This window comes from Cupriavidus oxalaticus (genome assembly GCF_016894385.1).
GTDB lineage: Bacteria > Pseudomonadota > Gammaproteobacteria > Burkholderiales > Burkholderiaceae > Cupriavidus > Cupriavidus oxalaticus.
Genome location: NZ_CP069812.1, coordinates 3,081,451 through 3,096,351 on the forward strand (window position 1 = coordinate 3,081,451; position 14,901 = coordinate 3,096,351).

Consider the following 14,901-nt stretch of genomic DNA (forward strand, 5'->3'; position numbering starts at 1 on the left):
CTCGCCCTCACCCCCGGCCCCTCTCCCGCGCGCGGGAGAGGGGAGCAAACCACTGGCCTCTCCAACACTGTCTGGGGTCTCCCCTCTCCCGCTTGCGGGAGAGGGGCGGGGGTGAGGGCCGGCGCATCAACTTGCGTTAGTCGGCAGAATTTCCCTCACCGCAGCGGGCCACCCCGCCCCCGCGTCCCCCTGCACCACCCACTGCTTCATCGCTTCGATATCCGGCGCCAGATAACGATCGCCCTCCACAAAATCCACCCGCGCACGGATGCGGGCCAGTTCCTGCTCCACCAGCGGCGACGACTTCAGCGGCCGGTGGAACTCGATGCCCTGTGCCGCGGCCATCGCCTCGATGCCGACCACCACCGCGGTGTTGGCCGCCATATCGCCCAGCCGGCGCGCGCCGTAGGTGGCCATCGACACATGGTCTTCCTGGTTGGCCGAGGTCGGCAGGCTGTCCACGCTGGACGGATGCGCCAGCGACTTGTTCTCGGAAGCCAGCGCGGCCGCGGTCACCTGCGCAATCATGAAGCCCGAATTCAAACCGCCATCGCGCACCAGGAACGGCGGCAGGCCCGACAGGCCGGTGTCGAGCAGCAGCGCCAGCCGGCGCTCGGAGATCGCGCCGATCTCGGCGATCGCCAGCGCGATGATGTCGGCGGCAAAGGCCACCGGCTCGGCATGGAAGTTGCCGCCGGAGATCACGTCGCCCTGCTCCGAAAACACCAGCGGGTTGTCCGAGGCCGCGTTGGCTTCGATCCGCAGGATGCGCGCAGCGTGCTGCAGGTTGTCCAGGCAAGCGCCCATCACCTGCGGCTGGCAGCGGATCGAGTACGGGTCCTGCACGCGGCCGCAGGCCTTGTGTGAATCGACGATCTCGCTGCCGTCCAGCATCGCGCGCACGGCGCCGGCCACGGCGATCTGGCCGGCCTGGCCGCGGGCTTCATGGATGCGGGCATCGAACGGCTTGACCGAGCCCTTGATCGCTTCCAGCGACAGGGCGCCCGCCACCAGCCCGGCGGCGAAGATGTCCTCGGCGGCGAACAGGCCGGCCAGCGCCAGCGCGGTCGACACCTGCGTGCCATTGAGCAGCGCCAGGCCTTCCTTCGGGCCAAGCTCGAACGCCTTCAGGCCGGCATGCGCCAGGCCCTCGGCAGCCGGCACGCGCTTGCCATCGACCAGCACGTCGCCCACGCCGATCAGCGTGCACGACATATGCGCCAGCGGCGCCAGGTCGCCCGAGGCACCGACCGAACCCTTGGCGGGAATGCACGGCGTCACGCCGTGGTTGACCAGCGCCAGCAATGCCTCGATCAGCTCCGGACGCACGCCGGAATGGCCGCGCGCCAGGCTGACCGCCTTGGTGGCCAGGATCAGTCGCACCGTGTCCTCGGCCAAGTCCGGGCCGGTGCCGACGCTGTGCGACAGCACCAGGTTGCGCTGCAGCTGCGCCAGCTTGTCGTTGGGGATGCGCGTCTGCGCCAGCTTGCCGAAGCCGGTATTGATGCCGTATACCACGGCGTCGGCGTCGATGATGTCCTGCACGGTGGCCTGCGCGGCGCGCACGCCGGGCCAGGCGGAATCGGCCATGGCCACGCGCACTTCGCCGCGGTAGATGCGGCGCAGGTCGGCCAGGGTGACTTGGCCCGGCTGCAAGGTCAGCAGCGGGCGGGAGGCTTGGTCGTGTTGGCTCGCAGTCATTTGTATGTTCCTGTCTATACAGCTTAGGATAAAAATTGAACCAGAGGCTGATCCATGCGGCTGGTAACGCGCGGATCAGCCGAAAGCGGGATTGCCGTCGGCGCGGAAGCGGCTGCCGAGGCGGTAGCGGTTGCCCGGATGCAGGCAACGAACAAAGGTCACAGGCACGCCGTTGGTCCAGGTGCGGCGGGTCAGCATCAGGCAAGGTTGCGTTGGCGGCATTTCCAGTTGCGCGGCCTGCTCCGGCGTGGCGGCAATGGCATCGACCACGTGCTCCACCTGATCGTAGGGCACGTGGCGCAACAGGTATTCGCCGGGCTGGGTCGCGCTGAAGTCCTGGCCGATGAAGTCCGGCGCCACGCGCGGGTTCACATAGCGGTCTTCCAGCTGCACCGGCACGCCGTCCTCGCGATGCACGCACACCGAATGGAACACCGACTCGCCAGTATGCAGTTCCAGCGCGGCCGCCACCTCGATCGACGCCGAGACCCGCTCGACCAGGATCACGTCGCAGGCATAGTCATGCCCGCGCATGCGGATCTCGTCCTGCAGGTTGACCACCGACAGCAGCGTCGACTGCGGCTTGTGCTCGGCGACGAAGGTGCCGACGCCGGCGACGCGCACCACCCGCCCCTGCTCCGACAGCTCGCGCAGGGCCCGGTTGACGGTCATGCGCGAGACGCCGAAGCGGTTCACCAGTTCCTGCTCCGACGGCACCCGGTCGCCCGGCTGCCACGCGCCGCTCTGGATCTGGCGGGCGATGTACTCCTTCACCTGCTGGTAGAGCGCGGTGGGAGAGGAAGCTGGGGTGGCGGAGCCGACGGCGTGGTTCATGGCGTTTCAGTGCTCGGCCGCGGCAATGGCCTCGGCGCGGATTTCCTCGGTCAGCCGCGCCTTGAGCGCGGAAAACTCCGGAGAGGTCTTGATCGTGTAATGGCGCGGATGCGGGAAATCGACCGCGATATCGCTCTTGATCCGACCCGGCCTGGCGGAAAACACCGCCACCCGGTTGGCCATGAAAATGGCCTCGTCGATATCGTGGGTCACGAATAATACCGTCTTGCGCGACGCTTCCCATATGCCGAGCAATAACTCCTGCATCAGCACGCGGGTCTGGTTGTCGAGCGCGCCGAACGGTTCGTCGAGCAGCAGGATCTTGGGATCGTTGGCCAGCGCCCGCGCGATCGCGGTGCGCTGCTGCATGCCGCCCGACAGCTGCTTCGGGTAATGGTGCTCGAATCCGCGCAGCCCGACGCGCTGGATAAAGAAGTCGCTGCGCTCCTTCTGCTCGGCCGCGCTCATGCCGCGCTCGCGCAGGCCGAAGCGCACGTTCTGCTCGATCGTCAGCCACGGGAACAGCGTGTACGACTGGAACACCATGCCGCGGTCGGCGCCCGGGTCGGAGACCGGCTGGCCGTCGAGCAGCACGCGGCCGGTGGAAGGCGTATCCAGCCCGGCCACGATGCGCAGCAGCGTTGACTTGCCGCAGCCCGATGGACCCAGGATGGTGACGAAGTCGTTGTCGCGCACTTCGAAATCGACCGGCTGCAGCGCCAGCGTCTGCCCGCCGCGCGGGTTGGAGAAGGTACGCGAGACCTGCTGGATGGACAGTGCGCTCATTGGATCGAACTCCACGGGAACAGGCGCTGGTTGGCGCGCTTGAAGACAAGGTCGGAGACCAGCCCGATGCAGCCGATCACGATGATGCCGAAGATGATCTGCCCGGTATTGAGCAGCGCCTGGCTGTCGGTGATCATGTGGCCGATGCCCGACGACGAGCCGATCAGCTCGGCCACGATCACGTAGGTCCAGGCCCAGCCCAGCACCAGGCGCAGGATCTCGGCGATTTCCGGCGCAGCGCCCGGGATCAGCACCCGGCGCACGATGCCGGCGCTGTTGGCACCCAGCGTGTAGGCCGCCTCGACCAGGTCCTTGCGCGCGCCGCCGACCGCCACCGCCACCATCAGCACGATCTGGAAGAACGAGCCGATGAAGATCACCAGCAGCTTCTGGGTCTCGCCGATGCCGGCCCACAGGATCAGCAGCGGGATGAAGGCGGACGCGGGCAGGTAGCGGCAGAACGAGACAAAGGGCTCGAAGAACGCCTCGGCCGCCTTGTACGAACCCATGAAGATGCCCAGCGGCACGGCGATCACCGCGGCCAGCACGAAGCCGCCGACCACGCGCCACACCGTCATGCCGATGTCGCCGATGAAGTTGTGCTCGGTGAACAGCAGCACGCCTTCCCTGGCCATCGTCATCGGATCGGCCAGGAACGTGCGCGACACGAAGCCGCCCAGCGTCACCACGGCCCACAGGCCGAAGAACAGCACGAAGAACGACAGGCCGAGCATCCAGCGCGTGTTGGGAGAAACCGGCACCAACGGTGCCAGCCACGGGTGGCGCCGGCGCGCGGGCGCCGCCGCGGAGGCGGCAGCTACCGGCGCGGCCGGGGCGGGAGAACCAATTCGGGCTTGCGTCATGACGTCACGCCTCCTGGGAACGGCTGGTTACTTGAGGAAACGCGCGTCATACAACGCCGTCACGTCGGGCACCTGGCGGATCACGCCGATGTCCATCAGCACGCCCGCCGCTTCCTTGCTGAAGCTGGCGAGTTCGCCGGCAAAGAACTTCTTGTTGGCCTCGCGATCCTGCCAGCGCAGGTAGGCGGCCGACTTGGCGAACTGCTCGCCGGACTGCTTGACCGCGGCGCCCATGATGTCGTTGGCCTTCGCCGGCTCCTTCTGGATCATCTCCAGCGCCTCGAAGTAGCTGTCGACCAGCGCCTGTGCCGCCTTGGGGTTGTCCTTCAGCCACTTGGGCGCGCAGCCCAGCGTGTCGGTCACCATCGGGTAGTCGAGCGTGGTAGCCAGGATCTTGCCCTTGTCCGGGTTCTGCCGGACGGTGGACAGGTAGGGCTCGTAGGTCATGGCGCCGTCGTTCTGGCCGGCCACGAAGGCCTGTGCCGCCGCCTGCGGCGACAGCGTCGTGGTCTTGACGTCCTTGAGCGACATGCCGTTTTTCTTCAGCATCCAGGCCAGGCCGAAGTACGGTGCGGTGCCCGGCGCATCGACGCCGATGGTCTTGCCCTTCAGGTCGGCGAAGGTCTTGACGTCGCCGCGCACGGCCAGGCCGTCGGCGCCGTAGGACTTGTCGAGCTGCACGATCTGGGTGATCGGCACGCCGTTGGCGTTCCAGGCGACATGAGTCTCGACGGTAGTGGCGGCGCACTGGATCGCGCCGGCGGCCAGCGCCAGGTGGCGGTCCTTCTGCGGGATCATCTTGATGTCGACGTCGACGCCGTTCTTCTTGAAGATGCCGGCCTTGTCGGCCAGCGTCAGCGGCGCGAAGCCGGTCCAGCCGCTCATGCCGAGCGTGACCTTGGTGGTCTGCGCGTGGCCGGCGCCTGCCATGGTGACTGCCGCGGCAAACAGCGCGGCCTGCATTGCCTTGCGGCCACGAATCCTGCCTTGAATCCTGCCCTGCATGCGGCTTTCCATCCTCATCGGTTCGCTCCTTTGGTGTGTCCGTCGACGGCGGGCCATGCTTGCGGCGCGCTCGTTTTCGGGCATTAAACAATGCCTGTATATACAAGTCAATGTAGGGCTTCCACCGAGGGAGCAGACATCACATCCGGCAGGAATCGGCGCTGCGGCGCGGATGTATCAACCACTACAACGGTGCCTCGGCTTGCCTCGGGTGCAGGAAGCACCGCGTTGGCGCATCGAAAGTGTTGCTGTATAGACAGGATCGAAGTGACGCCAGGATAAGCAAACCCCGCGCCAGGGCCCGGGGTGCGACCGCAGGCGCGATCAGGCGTCGCGGTCAGGCTTCGAAAAAGGAGGCGACCGTGGGAAAACGCAGCCGCAGCCGCAGTTCGCGCTTCAGGCGGCGGTTGTCGAGCCGGCGCGACTCGCTCATGAAGCTCAACAGCGTCTGATCGATCACTTCGCGCGCCTGGCCGCGCGTGATGCGCGGCGGGCGCGGCAGGCCGCGGCGGTCGGCCACCAGGTCGAAGTAGTCGGCCATGCGCAGCTCGGTATCGTCGCTGGCATGGACCACTCGCTGCGGGCGGCCACGGAACAGCGCGGCGACCATGATGCGGGCGAGGTCGTCGGCGTGGATATGGCTGGTATAGACGTCGTCCTGCGGCACCAGTGCGGGCGTACCGCGCTTGAGCCGGGCCACCGGCAGCCGCTCGGCGGCATAGATGCCCGGGATGCGCACGATGCTGGTGCGCCAGCCGGCAGCGCGGCCAAAGGCGCGCACGGCGCCCTCGGCGGCCACGCGGCGGCGCGCGCGCGCCGTCTGCGGACGCACGGCATGGAATTCCGACACCCGCGCGCCCTGCCGGTCGCCGTAGACCCCCGAGGTGCTGGCGTAGACAAACGCAGGGCGGCGAAGGCCCCGGTCGGGTAGAATGGCGGGCTCGCCGCCAGGCGTGCCGCCCTGCCGCCAGGCCTTGCGGCGCAAGGCGGCGAGCAAGGCACGCGTACGCGGATCGCCCTCGCCCTGAGCGGGCGGCGGCGCCAGGTCCAGCACCTGCGTGGCCAGCCCTCGCAGCCGCGCCAGCGTCACCGGCCGGTCCAGGTCGGCCACCAGCGGCACCGCGCCGGCGCCGCGCAGTTCGGCGCGGCGCGCCGGCTGCGACGTGACGGCAAACACGCGCATGCGCGACGACAGGATTCGCAGGCAGCGCGTCCCCACATCCCCGCACCCGACGATCAACAGGCGCGGACGACCCAGCCGGCGGCTGGGGACCGGCAAAACTGGTAAAGCCGGCAGGAGCGGGAGGCGCGAGGGCTGCAGCATCGACTGAATTTGGCTCATAGACCGATTATGGCTTATCAAGTAACCGTCATGCCCAGTGGCCACAAGTTCGAAGTGGCCACGGACGAAACCATCCTCGGCGCGGCCCTGCGCCACAGCATCGGCCTGCCTTACGGCTGCAAGAACGGCGCCTGCGGCTCGTGCAAGGGCCGCGTGCTGGAGGGCACCATCGTGCAGGGCGACCACGCCCCCGCCGCGCTGACCGCGCAGGAAAAGACCGAGGGCCGCGCGCTGTTCTGCTGCGCCAACGCATCGTCCGACATTACCATCGAATGCCGCGAAGTCCACGGCGCCGGCGACATCCCGATCAAGAAGGTGCCGTGCCGCGTGACCTCGCTGGAACGCCTGGCCGACGACGTGATCGCCATCAAGCTGCAGCTGCCGGCGACCGAGCGCATGCAGTACCTGGCCGGCCAGTACGTGGAATTCCTGCTGCGCGACGGCAAGCGCCGCAGCTATTCGATCGCCACGCCGCCGCACGAGGACGGCCCGATCGAGCTGCATATCCGCCATATGCCGGGCGGCGCCTTCACCGACTACGTCTTCGGCGCCAAGGAAGGCGCCCCGGCGATGAAGGAACGCGACATCCTGCGCTTCGAAGGCCCGCTGGGCAGCTTCTTCCTGCGCGAGGAATCGCAAGCCCCGATCATCCTGCTGGCTTCCGGCACCGGCTTCGCCCCGATCAAGGCCATCGTCGAGCATGCCGCCTACACCGGTATCACGCGCCCGATGACGCTGTACTGGGGCGGCCGCCGGCCCAAGGACCTGTACATGCACGCGCTCGCCGAGCAATGGGCGCGCGACCTGCCCAACTTCAAGTACGTGCCGGTGGTGTCCGACGCGCTGCCCGAAGACAACTGGCAGGGCCGCAGCGGCTTCGTCCACCAGGCCGTGATCGCCGACCATCCCGACATGTCGGGCCACGAGGTCTACGCCTGCGGCGCGCCGGTGATGATCAACGCCGCGCGCGGCGACTTCACGCGCCAGTGCAAGCTGCACGAAGACGCGTTCTTTGCCGACTCGTTCACCTCCGAGGCCGACATGCACCCGGCCACGCCGGCAGCCTGACCGCGGCCGGCAAGCCGTTCCGCCCGCCGTTCCCTCAGCGCAACAATGCCCGGGCCTGCCAAAATTCGTTTTGACACCCGGGCACATGCGCCTTATATTTGCCCGCATGCATACGACCTTCAACCGACGCCGCAGCTTCCGTACGTCGCTCCCCACCGGGGTGCCGCGCGGCTGACCGTCGACTGCGTCTGTTCAGGTCAACGAGCCACGGGCAACCCCCGTGGCTTTTTGTTTTTTGCTGCTTTTTTGCTTGCTCCCCTAGCCCGTCCGTCCATCGTTTAAAGCCGACCCCTGGAGTCCGCCATGGCATTTGCTGAGTTTCCCGTCCAATCCCTGATGTACATCACCAACCGGCCCGAGCTCGTCTTCACCGAGGGCAAGGGCTCCTGGCTGACGGACCACAACGGCAAGCGATACCTGGACTTCGTGCAGGGCTGGGCGGTCAACTGCCTGGGCCACTCCAACCAGGGCATGATCGACGCGCTGGTCGAGCAGTCGAAGAAGATCATCAACCCGAGCCCGGCCTTCTACAACGAGCCGATGCTGCGCCTGGCCAAACAGCTGACCGACCACAGCTGCTTCGACAAGGTCTTCTTCGCCAACAGCGGCGCCGAGGCCAACGAAGGCGCGATCAAGCTGGCGCGCAAATGGGGCCGCAAGCACAAGAACGGCGCCTACGAGATCATCACCATGGACCACAGCTTCCATGGCCGCACGCTCGCCACCATGAGCGCGTCGGGCAAGGCCGGCTGGGACACCATCTTCGCGCCGCAGGTGCCGGGCTTCCCCAAGGCCGAGCTGAACGACCTGGCCTCGGTCGAAACGCTGATCACCGACAAGACCGTCGGCATCATGCTGGAGCCGGTGCAGGGCGAAGGCGGCGTGATCCCCGCCACGCGCGAATTCATGCAGGGCCTGCGCGCGCTGGCCGACAAGCACAGGCTGCTGTTCATCGTCGATGAAGTCCAGGCCGGCTGTGGCCGCTGCGGCACGTTGTTCGCCTACGAGCTGTCGGGCGTGGAGCCGGACATCATGACGCTGGGCAAGGGCATCGGCGGCGGCGTGCCGCTGTCGGCGCTGCTGTGCAAGGCCGAAGTCGCCAGCTTCGAGGCCGGCGACCAGGGCGGCACCTACAACGGCAACCCGCTGATGACCGCGGTGGGCAGCGCCGTGATCGGGCAGCTGACCGCGCCGGGTTTCCTGGACGAGGTCAAGACCAAGGGCGAATACCTGAAGGAGCAGCTGCTGGCGTTGTCGGCCGAGTTCGGCCTGGGCGGCGAGCGTGGCGAAGGCCTGCTGCGCGCGCTGCTGCTGGACAAGGACATCGGCCCGCAACTGGTGGAAGAAGCCCGCGACATGGATCCGCAAGGCCTGCTGCTGAACGCGCCGCGCGCCAACCTGCTGCGCTTCATGCCGGCGCTGAACGTCACGCGCGAAGAGATCGACCAGATGATCGGCATGCTGCGCACGCTGCTGAAGAAGCTGGCCTGACAAAAAAGCCTCGCGTAAGCGAGGCGTGAGGGCTGCTACAAACCTTGCACACTGGCAGGTTTGCTCCCCTCTCCCGCTTGCGGGAGAGGGGCCGGGGGAGAGGGCCGGAGAGTCAAAGGCTGACGCCCGTGGGTCTAGAACCGTTGGCTTCGCTTGGCGTGGTGCCTTGCTAGCCCACCCCTCACCCCAACCCTCTCCCCATGAGGAGAGGGAGAACACCTTGCTTAAGCTAGCGCGGGCGACTTTGGTGCACCCAAAACCGCTCGCTCTTTCTAGCGCCTTTACTCACCCAAATAGGCGGCACGCACCTTGGGATCGTCCAGCATCTGCTTGGCTTCCCCGCTCATCGTGATCAGGCCCGACTCCATCACGTAGCCGCGATGCGCCGCCTGCAGCGCCAGGCGCGCGTTCTGCTCGACCAGCAGCACGGTCACGCCCTGTGCCGAGATGTCGCGCACGACCTCGAAGATCTTCTCGACCATGATCGGCGACAGGCCCATCGAGGGCTCGTCCAGCAGCAGCAGCCTGGGCTGGCTCATCAGCGCGCGCGCCATGGCCAGCATCTGCTGCTCGCCGCCGGACATGGTGCCCGCCAGCTGGTTGGCCCGCTCCTTCAGGCGCGGGAAGATGCCGAACATGCGGTCGATATCATCCTTGATGCCGGCCTCGTCGTTGCGGGTGTAGGCCCCCATCTGCAGGTTCTCGGTGATGGTCATGCGCGCGAACACGCCGCGGCCTTCCGGCACCATCGCCAGCCCCTGCTTGAGCAGCGCGTAGCTGGGCACGCCCTTGATCGACTTGCCCATGTACTCCACGTCGCCGCCGGCCCAGCCCTGCAGGCCGGTGATGGCCTTCATGGTGGTGGTCTTGCCGGCGCCGTTGGCGCCGATCAGCGTCACCAGCTCGCCGTCTTGGATCTCGAGGTCGATGCCCTTGACGGCCTGGATGCCGCCGTAGGCCACCTTCAGGCCGGAAATCTTCAGTACTGTCTGTGTCATGTCTTGTCCTCCCGCCATCAGTGCGCCGATGCGCCGAGGTAAGCCTCGATCACGGCCGGGTTGTTCTGCACCTCGTGCGGCAGGCCCTGGGCAATCACCTTGCCGTAGTCCAGCACCGTCAGGCGGTTGCACAGCCCCATCACCAGCTTCACGTCGTGCTCGATCAGCAGGATGGTCCTGCCGTCGTGCCTGATCTTGTCGAGCAGCCCGCGCAGCTCGACCTTCTCGGTCGCGTTCATGCCCGCGGCCGGTTCGTCCAGCGCCAGCAGCTTGGGCTCGGTCGCCAGTGCGCGGGCGATCTCCAGCCGGCGCTGGTGGCCGTACGACAGGTTGCGCGCGGTGAAGTTGGCGTACTTGCCGATGCCGACATAGTCGAGCAGGTCATGCGCCATGTCTTCGATGCCCTCTTCCTCGCGGCGCACCGAAGGCGGGCGGAAGATCGCACCGAACACGCCGGCCTTGGAGCGCACGTGGCGCCCGACCATGACGTTCTCGAGCGCGGTCATGTCGCCGAACAGGCGGATGTTCTGGAACGTGCGCGCGATGCCGGCCTTGGCCACCTCATGCACCGCAGTCGGCTGGTAGGGCTTGCCGCCGAGCACGAACTCGCCCGAATCCGGCGTGTACAGGCCGGTGATCACGTTGAAGAACGTGGTCTTGCCGGCGCCGTTGGGGCCGATCAGGCCATAGATCTCGCCCGGATTGATCTGCAGGCCCACCTCGGACAGCGCCTGCAGGCCGCCGAAACGCTTGTTGACCCCCTGAACCGACAGGAGGAAATCGTTGTTGCTCATGTTGTCCTCCTGGTCAGAAACGGCCCACGCTGCCCGCACGGCGCACCACCGGGCGGTCTTCCTTGCGCGGCGACGGCCAGATGCCTGCCGGGCGATACAGCATGACGCCAACCAGGGCCAGGCCGAACAGCAGCTGGCGCAGCACTTCGGCATCGACGATCACCTGGCCGAACAGGCCGGTCTGCAGCGGCTCGGCGACCACGCGCAGCAGCTCCTGGAAGCCCACCAGCAGGATGCCGCCCAGGATCACGCCCGGGATATGGCCCATGCCGCCGAGCACCACGATGGCCAGCACGTAGATCGACTCCCACAGCGTGAACGATTCCGGCGACACGAAGCCCTGGAACGCGCCGAACACCGCGCCCGAGGCGCCGCCGAACGACGCGCCCATGGCGAAGGCCAGCAGCTTCATGTTGCGGGTATTGATGCCCATCGCCTTGGCGGCGATCTCGTCTTCACGGATGGCGACCCAGGCACGGCCGATGCGCGAGGTCTGCAGGCGCAGGCACACGAACACGATCACGATGACCAGGAACACCAGCAGGTAGTAGTACATGAACACCGGCGTGAACTTCAGCCCGAAGATCTCGTGCGACTTGGAGAAGTCGAAGCCGAAGATATGGACCGGGTCCACCGCGGTGATGCCCTTGGGCCCGTTGGTGATGTTGATCGGGCGGTCCAGGTTGTTCATGAAGATCCGGATGATCTCGCCGAAGCCCAGCGTCACGATGGCGAGATAGTCGCCGCGCAGCTTGAGCGTCGGCGCCCCCAGCAGCACGCCGAAGGTGGCGGCCACCAGGATCGCGATCGGCAACACGAACCACATCGACAGGTGCAGGCCGGTGGGGAACAACTGCTGGATCCACTCGAACTGGTTCGCCAGGTGGGGCGAGCCAAGCAGCGCCATCATGTACGCGCCCACCGCGTAGAACGCGATATAGCCCAGGTCGAGCAGGCCGGCAAAGCCCACCACGATGTTCAGGCCCAGCGCCAGCATGATGTACAGCAGCGCGAAGTCCAGCACGCGGACCCAGTAGTTGCCGCCCAGCGCCTGGACGAAGAACGGTGCGCACAGGGCGACCACCAGGAAGCCGATCAGCGCCGCCATCGTCTTGGTGGGCACCTTGGTCGGTGCGGCGACAGCGGCCGCAGTTGGAATCGGAGCACTCATGGATTTGCTCTCCTCAGGCGCGGTCCGCCACGCGTTCGCCCATGATGCCGGACGGACGGAAGACGAGCACGGTGATCAGTACGATAAAGGCAAAGACATCCTGGTAGTTGGAACCGAAGACGCCATTGGTCAGGTCGCCGATATAGCCGGCGCCGAGCGCTTCGATCAGGCCCAGCAGCATGCCGCCGACCATGGCGCCCGCCAGGTTGCCGATGCTGCCCAGCACCGCGGCGGTGAACGCCTTCAGGCCGGGGATGAAGCCCATGTAGAAGTGGGCATTGCCGTAGTTGGTGGCCATCATCACACCGGCCAGCGCCGCCAGCGTCGCGCCGATCATGAAGGTGGCGGAGATGACGAAGTTCGGGTTCACGCCCATCAGGCCGGCCACCCTCTGGTTCTCGGCGGTGGCGCGCATGGCGCGGCCAAGCTTGGTACGGTTGACCAGTGCGAGCAGGCCCGACATGACCATCACGGCCAGGCCGATGATGACCATCTCCTTGCCGGTAATGGTGGCACCGGTCGTACCGATGTCGATCGGCTCCGCCGGCAGCAGCTGCGGGAAGGTCAGCGGGTTGCGCGACCAGATCAGCATGCCGATCGTCTGCAGGACGATGGAGACACCGATCGCGGTGATCAGCGGGGCGAGCCGCGGCGCATTGCGCAAGGGCCGGTAGGCGATCCGCTCGATGGAAAACGAAAGTACAGCACAAACCGGCATGGCGATCAGCGTGGCGATCACCAGCGTCAGCCATTCTGGCAGGCCGGGGGCAAACTTCTGCAGCCCGAGAATCGCTGACAGGGCGGTCAGCGCGCCGATCATCAGCACATCGCCGTGGGCGAAGTTGATGATCCCCAGAATGCCGTAGACCATGGTGTAGCCCAGTGCGATCAGCGCGTAGATGCTGCCGAGCACCAGACCGTTCACGATCTGCTGGATAAAGATATCCATGAAAACTCCTGCTTCAGTCCCGGATCTGACGGCATGGTATGGCTGCCAGAGGGACCATGATGTGTGATGGGTAACGTTGCTGAGGTTGGATTGCTGGTAAGCAGCCTGCCATGCTCCATCCAGGGTAAGGATGCTTCTACATTAGGCGAGGCTAAAAAGAACGGCACCGCAAAATACTCACGGTGCCGTTCGGACGGGCCGGTAAGCCCGGATTACATCTTCACGACGTCGAGGACGGACTTCTTCTTGTCCTTGTACTCGTACAGCGTGATGGTGCCTTCCTTCATGTCGCCCTTCTCGTCGAAGGCGATGTTGCCGATCACGCCCTTGTAGTTCGTCTTGGGCATCTCGGCCAGGATGGCAGCCGGCTCGGTCGAGTTGGCGCGCTTCATGGCGTCGACGACGACCATCACCGCGTCATAGGTGAACGGCGCGTAGATCTGCACCGGCGCGTTGAAGCGAGCCTGGTAGCGGTTGGAGAAGTCAGCGCCCTGCTCCATCTTCGACAGGGCCAGGCCGGCCTCGGAGCAGATGATGTTGGTCACGGCATCGCCGGCCAGTTCGGCCACCTTGTCGGTACAGACGCCGTCGCCGCCAACGATCTTGGCACCGATGCCCAGTTCCTTGGCCTGCTTGGCGAACGGGCCGCCGGTGGCATCCATGCCGCCGAACATGATCACGTCAGGCTTCCTGCCCTTGATCTTGGTCAGGATGGCCTTGAAGTCGGTGGCCTTGTCGTTGGTGGCTTCGCGCGCCACCACGTTCACGCCGGACGCCTTCGCGGTCTTCTCGAACTCGTCGGCCAGGCCCTTGCCATAGGCGGTGGCGTCGTCGACGATCGCCACGCTCTTGGCGTGCAGGGTCTTGGCGGCGTAATTGGCCAGTGCCGGGCCCTGCTGGGCGTCGGTGGCCACCACGCGGTAGGTGGTCTTGAAGCCTTGCTTGGTGTAGTCCGGGTTGGTGGACGAGGGCGAGATCTGGACGATGCCGGCATCGCTGTAGATCTTCGAGGCCGGGATCGACGTGCCGGAGTTCAGGTGGCCGACCACGGCGACGACCTTGGCGTCGACCAGCTTCTGCGCCACGGCGGTGCCGGTCTTCGGGTCGGCGGCATCATCTTCGCCAACCAGTTCCAGCTTGATCTTCTTGCCGCCGACTTCCAGGCCGGCCTTGTTGACTTCTTCCACGGCCAGGCGGGCGCCGTTTTCGTTGTCCTTGCCAAGGTGCGCGATGCCGCCGGTCAGCGGAGCCGCGTGGCCGATCTTGACGACGACTTCGCCGCCGCCCGCTGCAGGGGCGGCAGCCGCCGGCGCCGAAGCCGAATCCGCCGGCTTCTCTTCCTTCTTGCCGCAAGCTGCTACCAGCGCCACTGCGGCCGCGATCGGCAGAATCTTGGCAAACGTGATTTGCATGAGTGATCTCCTAGGATTCACAAAAACAGGGATTTGCAACGCCTCCCGGACGTTTCCCTGGACCGCCTTTGTTTAGTTTCAATTTGAAACGCGCGCATTGTATCCCCTTTCTTTGCAGATGCAATACGCGACGCAACAAGTCGACCGATTTACCCTTCAAATGAGCTAGGGAATTTCCCCAATGCACAGATTGGGGCAATTCCCGCTCACCAGGCGGGATCGTCTCACCTACTCACAAGAATCGTGCCTGCCCCGCCCTGGCGGCAGGATTAGGCGCGCGGTGCGCCACCTATAATAGGCCTTAATTAATTAGGCGTTTCATTTCAAATGCGAAGCACCGATCTCTAATGTGCAGAATGTAGCGCCGCACCATAATAGGGAAAACCCCAGTTACGGGGATTACCCCTATTTGTCGGTTTCGCCGGACACGCAGGTAATTCATGCACCCATGGCGTTGCACCGATAATGTGCGTTGCGTGTCATAAGC

Annotated in this window: 13 protein-coding genes; 2 read left to right on the forward strand and 11 right to left on the reverse strand. The window is 65.9% G+C overall.

The features are described from left to right. Positions 1 to 126 precede the first annotated feature (126 nt). From hutH to JTE92_RS26650, 6 genes are all read right to left on the reverse strand, one after another. Positions 127 to 1,701 carry a histidine ammonia-lyase gene (gene hutH / locus JTE92_RS26625; protein WP_063240171.1) on the reverse strand — a complete coding sequence of 525 codons (1,575 nt, stop codon included), beginning with the start codon at positions 1,699 to 1,701 and terminating at the stop codon, positions 127 to 129. A gap of 75 nt (positions 1,702 to 1,776) precedes the next feature. Beyond that, complete coding sequence (hutC, locus tag JTE92_RS26630; protein WP_029046008.1) at positions 1,777 to 2,535, reverse strand: histidine utilization transcriptional repressor HutC; 759 nt, start codon at positions 2,533 to 2,535, stop codon at positions 1,777 to 1,779. Positions 2,536 to 2,541: 6 nt separating this feature from the next. After that, positions 2,542 to 3,321, reverse strand: a complete 780-nt coding sequence (locus tag JTE92_RS26635) for an ABC transporter ATP-binding protein (protein ID WP_063240172.1) — start codon at positions 3,319 to 3,321, stop codon at positions 2,542 to 2,544. Then, entirely contained in the window at positions 3,318 to 4,184 is an 867-nt protein-coding gene (locus JTE92_RS26640) for an ABC transporter permease (RefSeq protein ID WP_063240173.1), read from the reverse strand. The genes JTE92_RS26635 and JTE92_RS26640 overlap by 4 nt, the downstream gene beginning before the upstream one ends. A 27-nt stretch (positions 4,185 to 4,211) precedes the next feature. After that, positions 4,212 to 5,147, reverse strand: a complete 936-nt coding sequence (locus JTE92_RS26645; RefSeq protein WP_371136934.1) for an ABC transporter substrate-binding protein — start codon at positions 5,145 to 5,147, stop codon at positions 4,212 to 4,214. Positions 5,148 to 5,526: 379 nt separating this feature from the next. Beyond that, positions 5,527 to 6,531, reverse strand: a complete 1,005-nt coding sequence (locus JTE92_RS26650; RefSeq protein ID WP_063240174.1) for an NAD-dependent epimerase/dehydratase family protein — start codon at positions 6,529 to 6,531, stop codon at positions 5,527 to 5,529. 9 nt (positions 6,532 to 6,540) lie between these two features. Here JTE92_RS26650 and JTE92_RS26655 point away from each other — a divergent pair, with 9 nt between their 5' ends. Both JTE92_RS26655 and JTE92_RS26660 read left to right on the forward strand, forming a co-directional pair. Next, complete coding sequence (locus JTE92_RS26655; RefSeq protein WP_063240175.1) at positions 6,541 to 7,599, forward strand: CDP-6-deoxy-delta-3,4-glucoseen reductase; 1,059 nt, start codon at positions 6,541 to 6,543, stop codon at positions 7,597 to 7,599. Between the two features lie 303 nt (positions 7,600 to 7,902). Beyond that, the gene (locus JTE92_RS26660; RefSeq protein ID WP_063240176.1) at positions 7,903 to 9,090 is read left to right on the forward strand and encodes an acetylornithine transaminase; all 1,188 of its coding nucleotides are present in this window, start codon (positions 7,903 to 7,905) and stop codon (positions 9,088 to 9,090) included. A 281-nt stretch (positions 9,091 to 9,371) separates the two neighbouring features. On the opposite strand, the gene JTE92_RS26665 is transcribed toward JTE92_RS26660, so the two are convergent. From JTE92_RS26665 to JTE92_RS26685, 5 genes are all read right to left on the reverse strand, one after another. Continuing rightward, on the reverse strand, positions 9,372 to 10,088 hold the full coding sequence (locus JTE92_RS26665; protein ID WP_063240177.1) for an ABC transporter ATP-binding protein: 717 nt from the start codon (positions 10,086 to 10,088) through the stop codon (positions 9,372 to 9,374). 17 nt (positions 10,089 to 10,105) lie between these two features. Continuing rightward, positions 10,106 to 10,882, reverse strand: coding sequence for an ABC transporter ATP-binding protein (locus tag JTE92_RS26670; RefSeq protein WP_063240178.1), 777 nt, complete (start codon positions 10,880 to 10,882; stop codon positions 10,106 to 10,108). Positions 10,883 to 10,895: 13 nt separating this feature from the next. Further along, positions 10,896 to 12,053 carry an ABC transporter permease subunit gene (locus JTE92_RS26675; protein ID WP_063240179.1) on the reverse strand — a complete coding sequence of 386 codons (1,158 nt, stop codon included), beginning with the start codon at positions 12,051 to 12,053 and terminating at the stop codon, positions 10,896 to 10,898. 13 nt (positions 12,054 to 12,066) lie between these two features. Next, positions 12,067 to 13,002 carry a branched-chain amino acid ABC transporter permease gene (locus tag JTE92_RS26680; protein ID WP_063240180.1) on the reverse strand — a complete coding sequence of 312 codons (936 nt, stop codon included), beginning with the start codon at positions 13,000 to 13,002 and terminating at the stop codon, positions 12,067 to 12,069. Between the two features lie 212 nt (positions 13,003 to 13,214). Beyond that, the gene (locus JTE92_RS26685; protein ID WP_063240181.1) at positions 13,215 to 14,414 is read right to left on the reverse strand and encodes a branched-chain amino acid ABC transporter substrate-binding protein; all 1,200 of its coding nucleotides are present in this window, start codon (positions 14,412 to 14,414) and stop codon (positions 13,215 to 13,217) included. Positions 14,415 to 14,901: the final 487 nt, after the last annotated feature.

Bases quoted from the DNA above. Each gene is read 5' to 3' on its own strand.
- JTE92_RS26665 (WP_063240177.1), bottom strand. From the start codon at position 10,088: ATGACACAGACAGTACTGAAGATTTCCGGCCTGAAGGTGGCCTACGGC.
- hutH (WP_063240171.1), bottom strand. From the start codon at position 1,701: ATGACTGCGAGCCAACACGACCAAGCCTCCCGCCCGCTGCTGACCTTG.
- JTE92_RS26680 (WP_063240180.1), bottom strand. From the start codon at position 13,002: ATGGATATCTTTATCCAGCAGATCGTGAACGGTCTGGTGCTCGGCAGC.
- JTE92_RS26640 (WP_063240173.1), bottom strand. From the start codon at position 4,184: ATGACGCAAGCCCGAATTGGTTCTCCCGCCCCGGCCGCGCCGGTAGCT.
- JTE92_RS26670 (WP_063240178.1), bottom strand. From the start codon at position 10,882: ATGAGCAACAACGATTTCCTCCTGTCGGTTCAGGGGGTCAACAAGCGT.
- JTE92_RS26675 (WP_063240179.1), bottom strand. From the start codon at position 12,053: ATGAGTGCTCCGATTCCAACTGCGGCCGCTGTCGCCGCACCGACCAAG.
- JTE92_RS26660 (WP_063240176.1), top strand. From the start codon at position 7,903: ATGGCATTTGCTGAGTTTCCCGTCCAATCCCTGATGTACATCACCAAC.
- JTE92_RS26685 (WP_063240181.1), bottom strand. From the start codon at position 14,414: ATGCAAATCACGTTTGCCAAGATTCTGCCGATCGCGGCCGCAGTGGCG.
- hutC (WP_029046008.1), bottom strand. From the start codon at position 2,535: ATGAACCACGCCGTCGGCTCCGCCACCCCAGCTTCCTCTCCCACCGCG.
- JTE92_RS26645 (WP_371136934.1), bottom strand. From the start codon at position 5,147: ATGCAGGCCGCGCTGTTTGCCGCGGCAGTCACCATGGCAGGCGCCGGC.
- JTE92_RS26635 (WP_063240172.1), bottom strand. From the start codon at position 3,321: ATGAGCGCACTGTCCATCCAGCAGGTCTCGCGTACCTTCTCCAACCCG.
- JTE92_RS26650 (WP_063240174.1), bottom strand. From the start codon at position 6,531: ATGAGCCAAATTCAGTCGATGCTGCAGCCCTCGCGCCTCCCGCTCCTG.
- JTE92_RS26655 (WP_063240175.1), top strand. From the start codon at position 6,541: ATGGCTTATCAAGTAACCGTCATGCCCAGTGGCCACAAGTTCGAAGTG.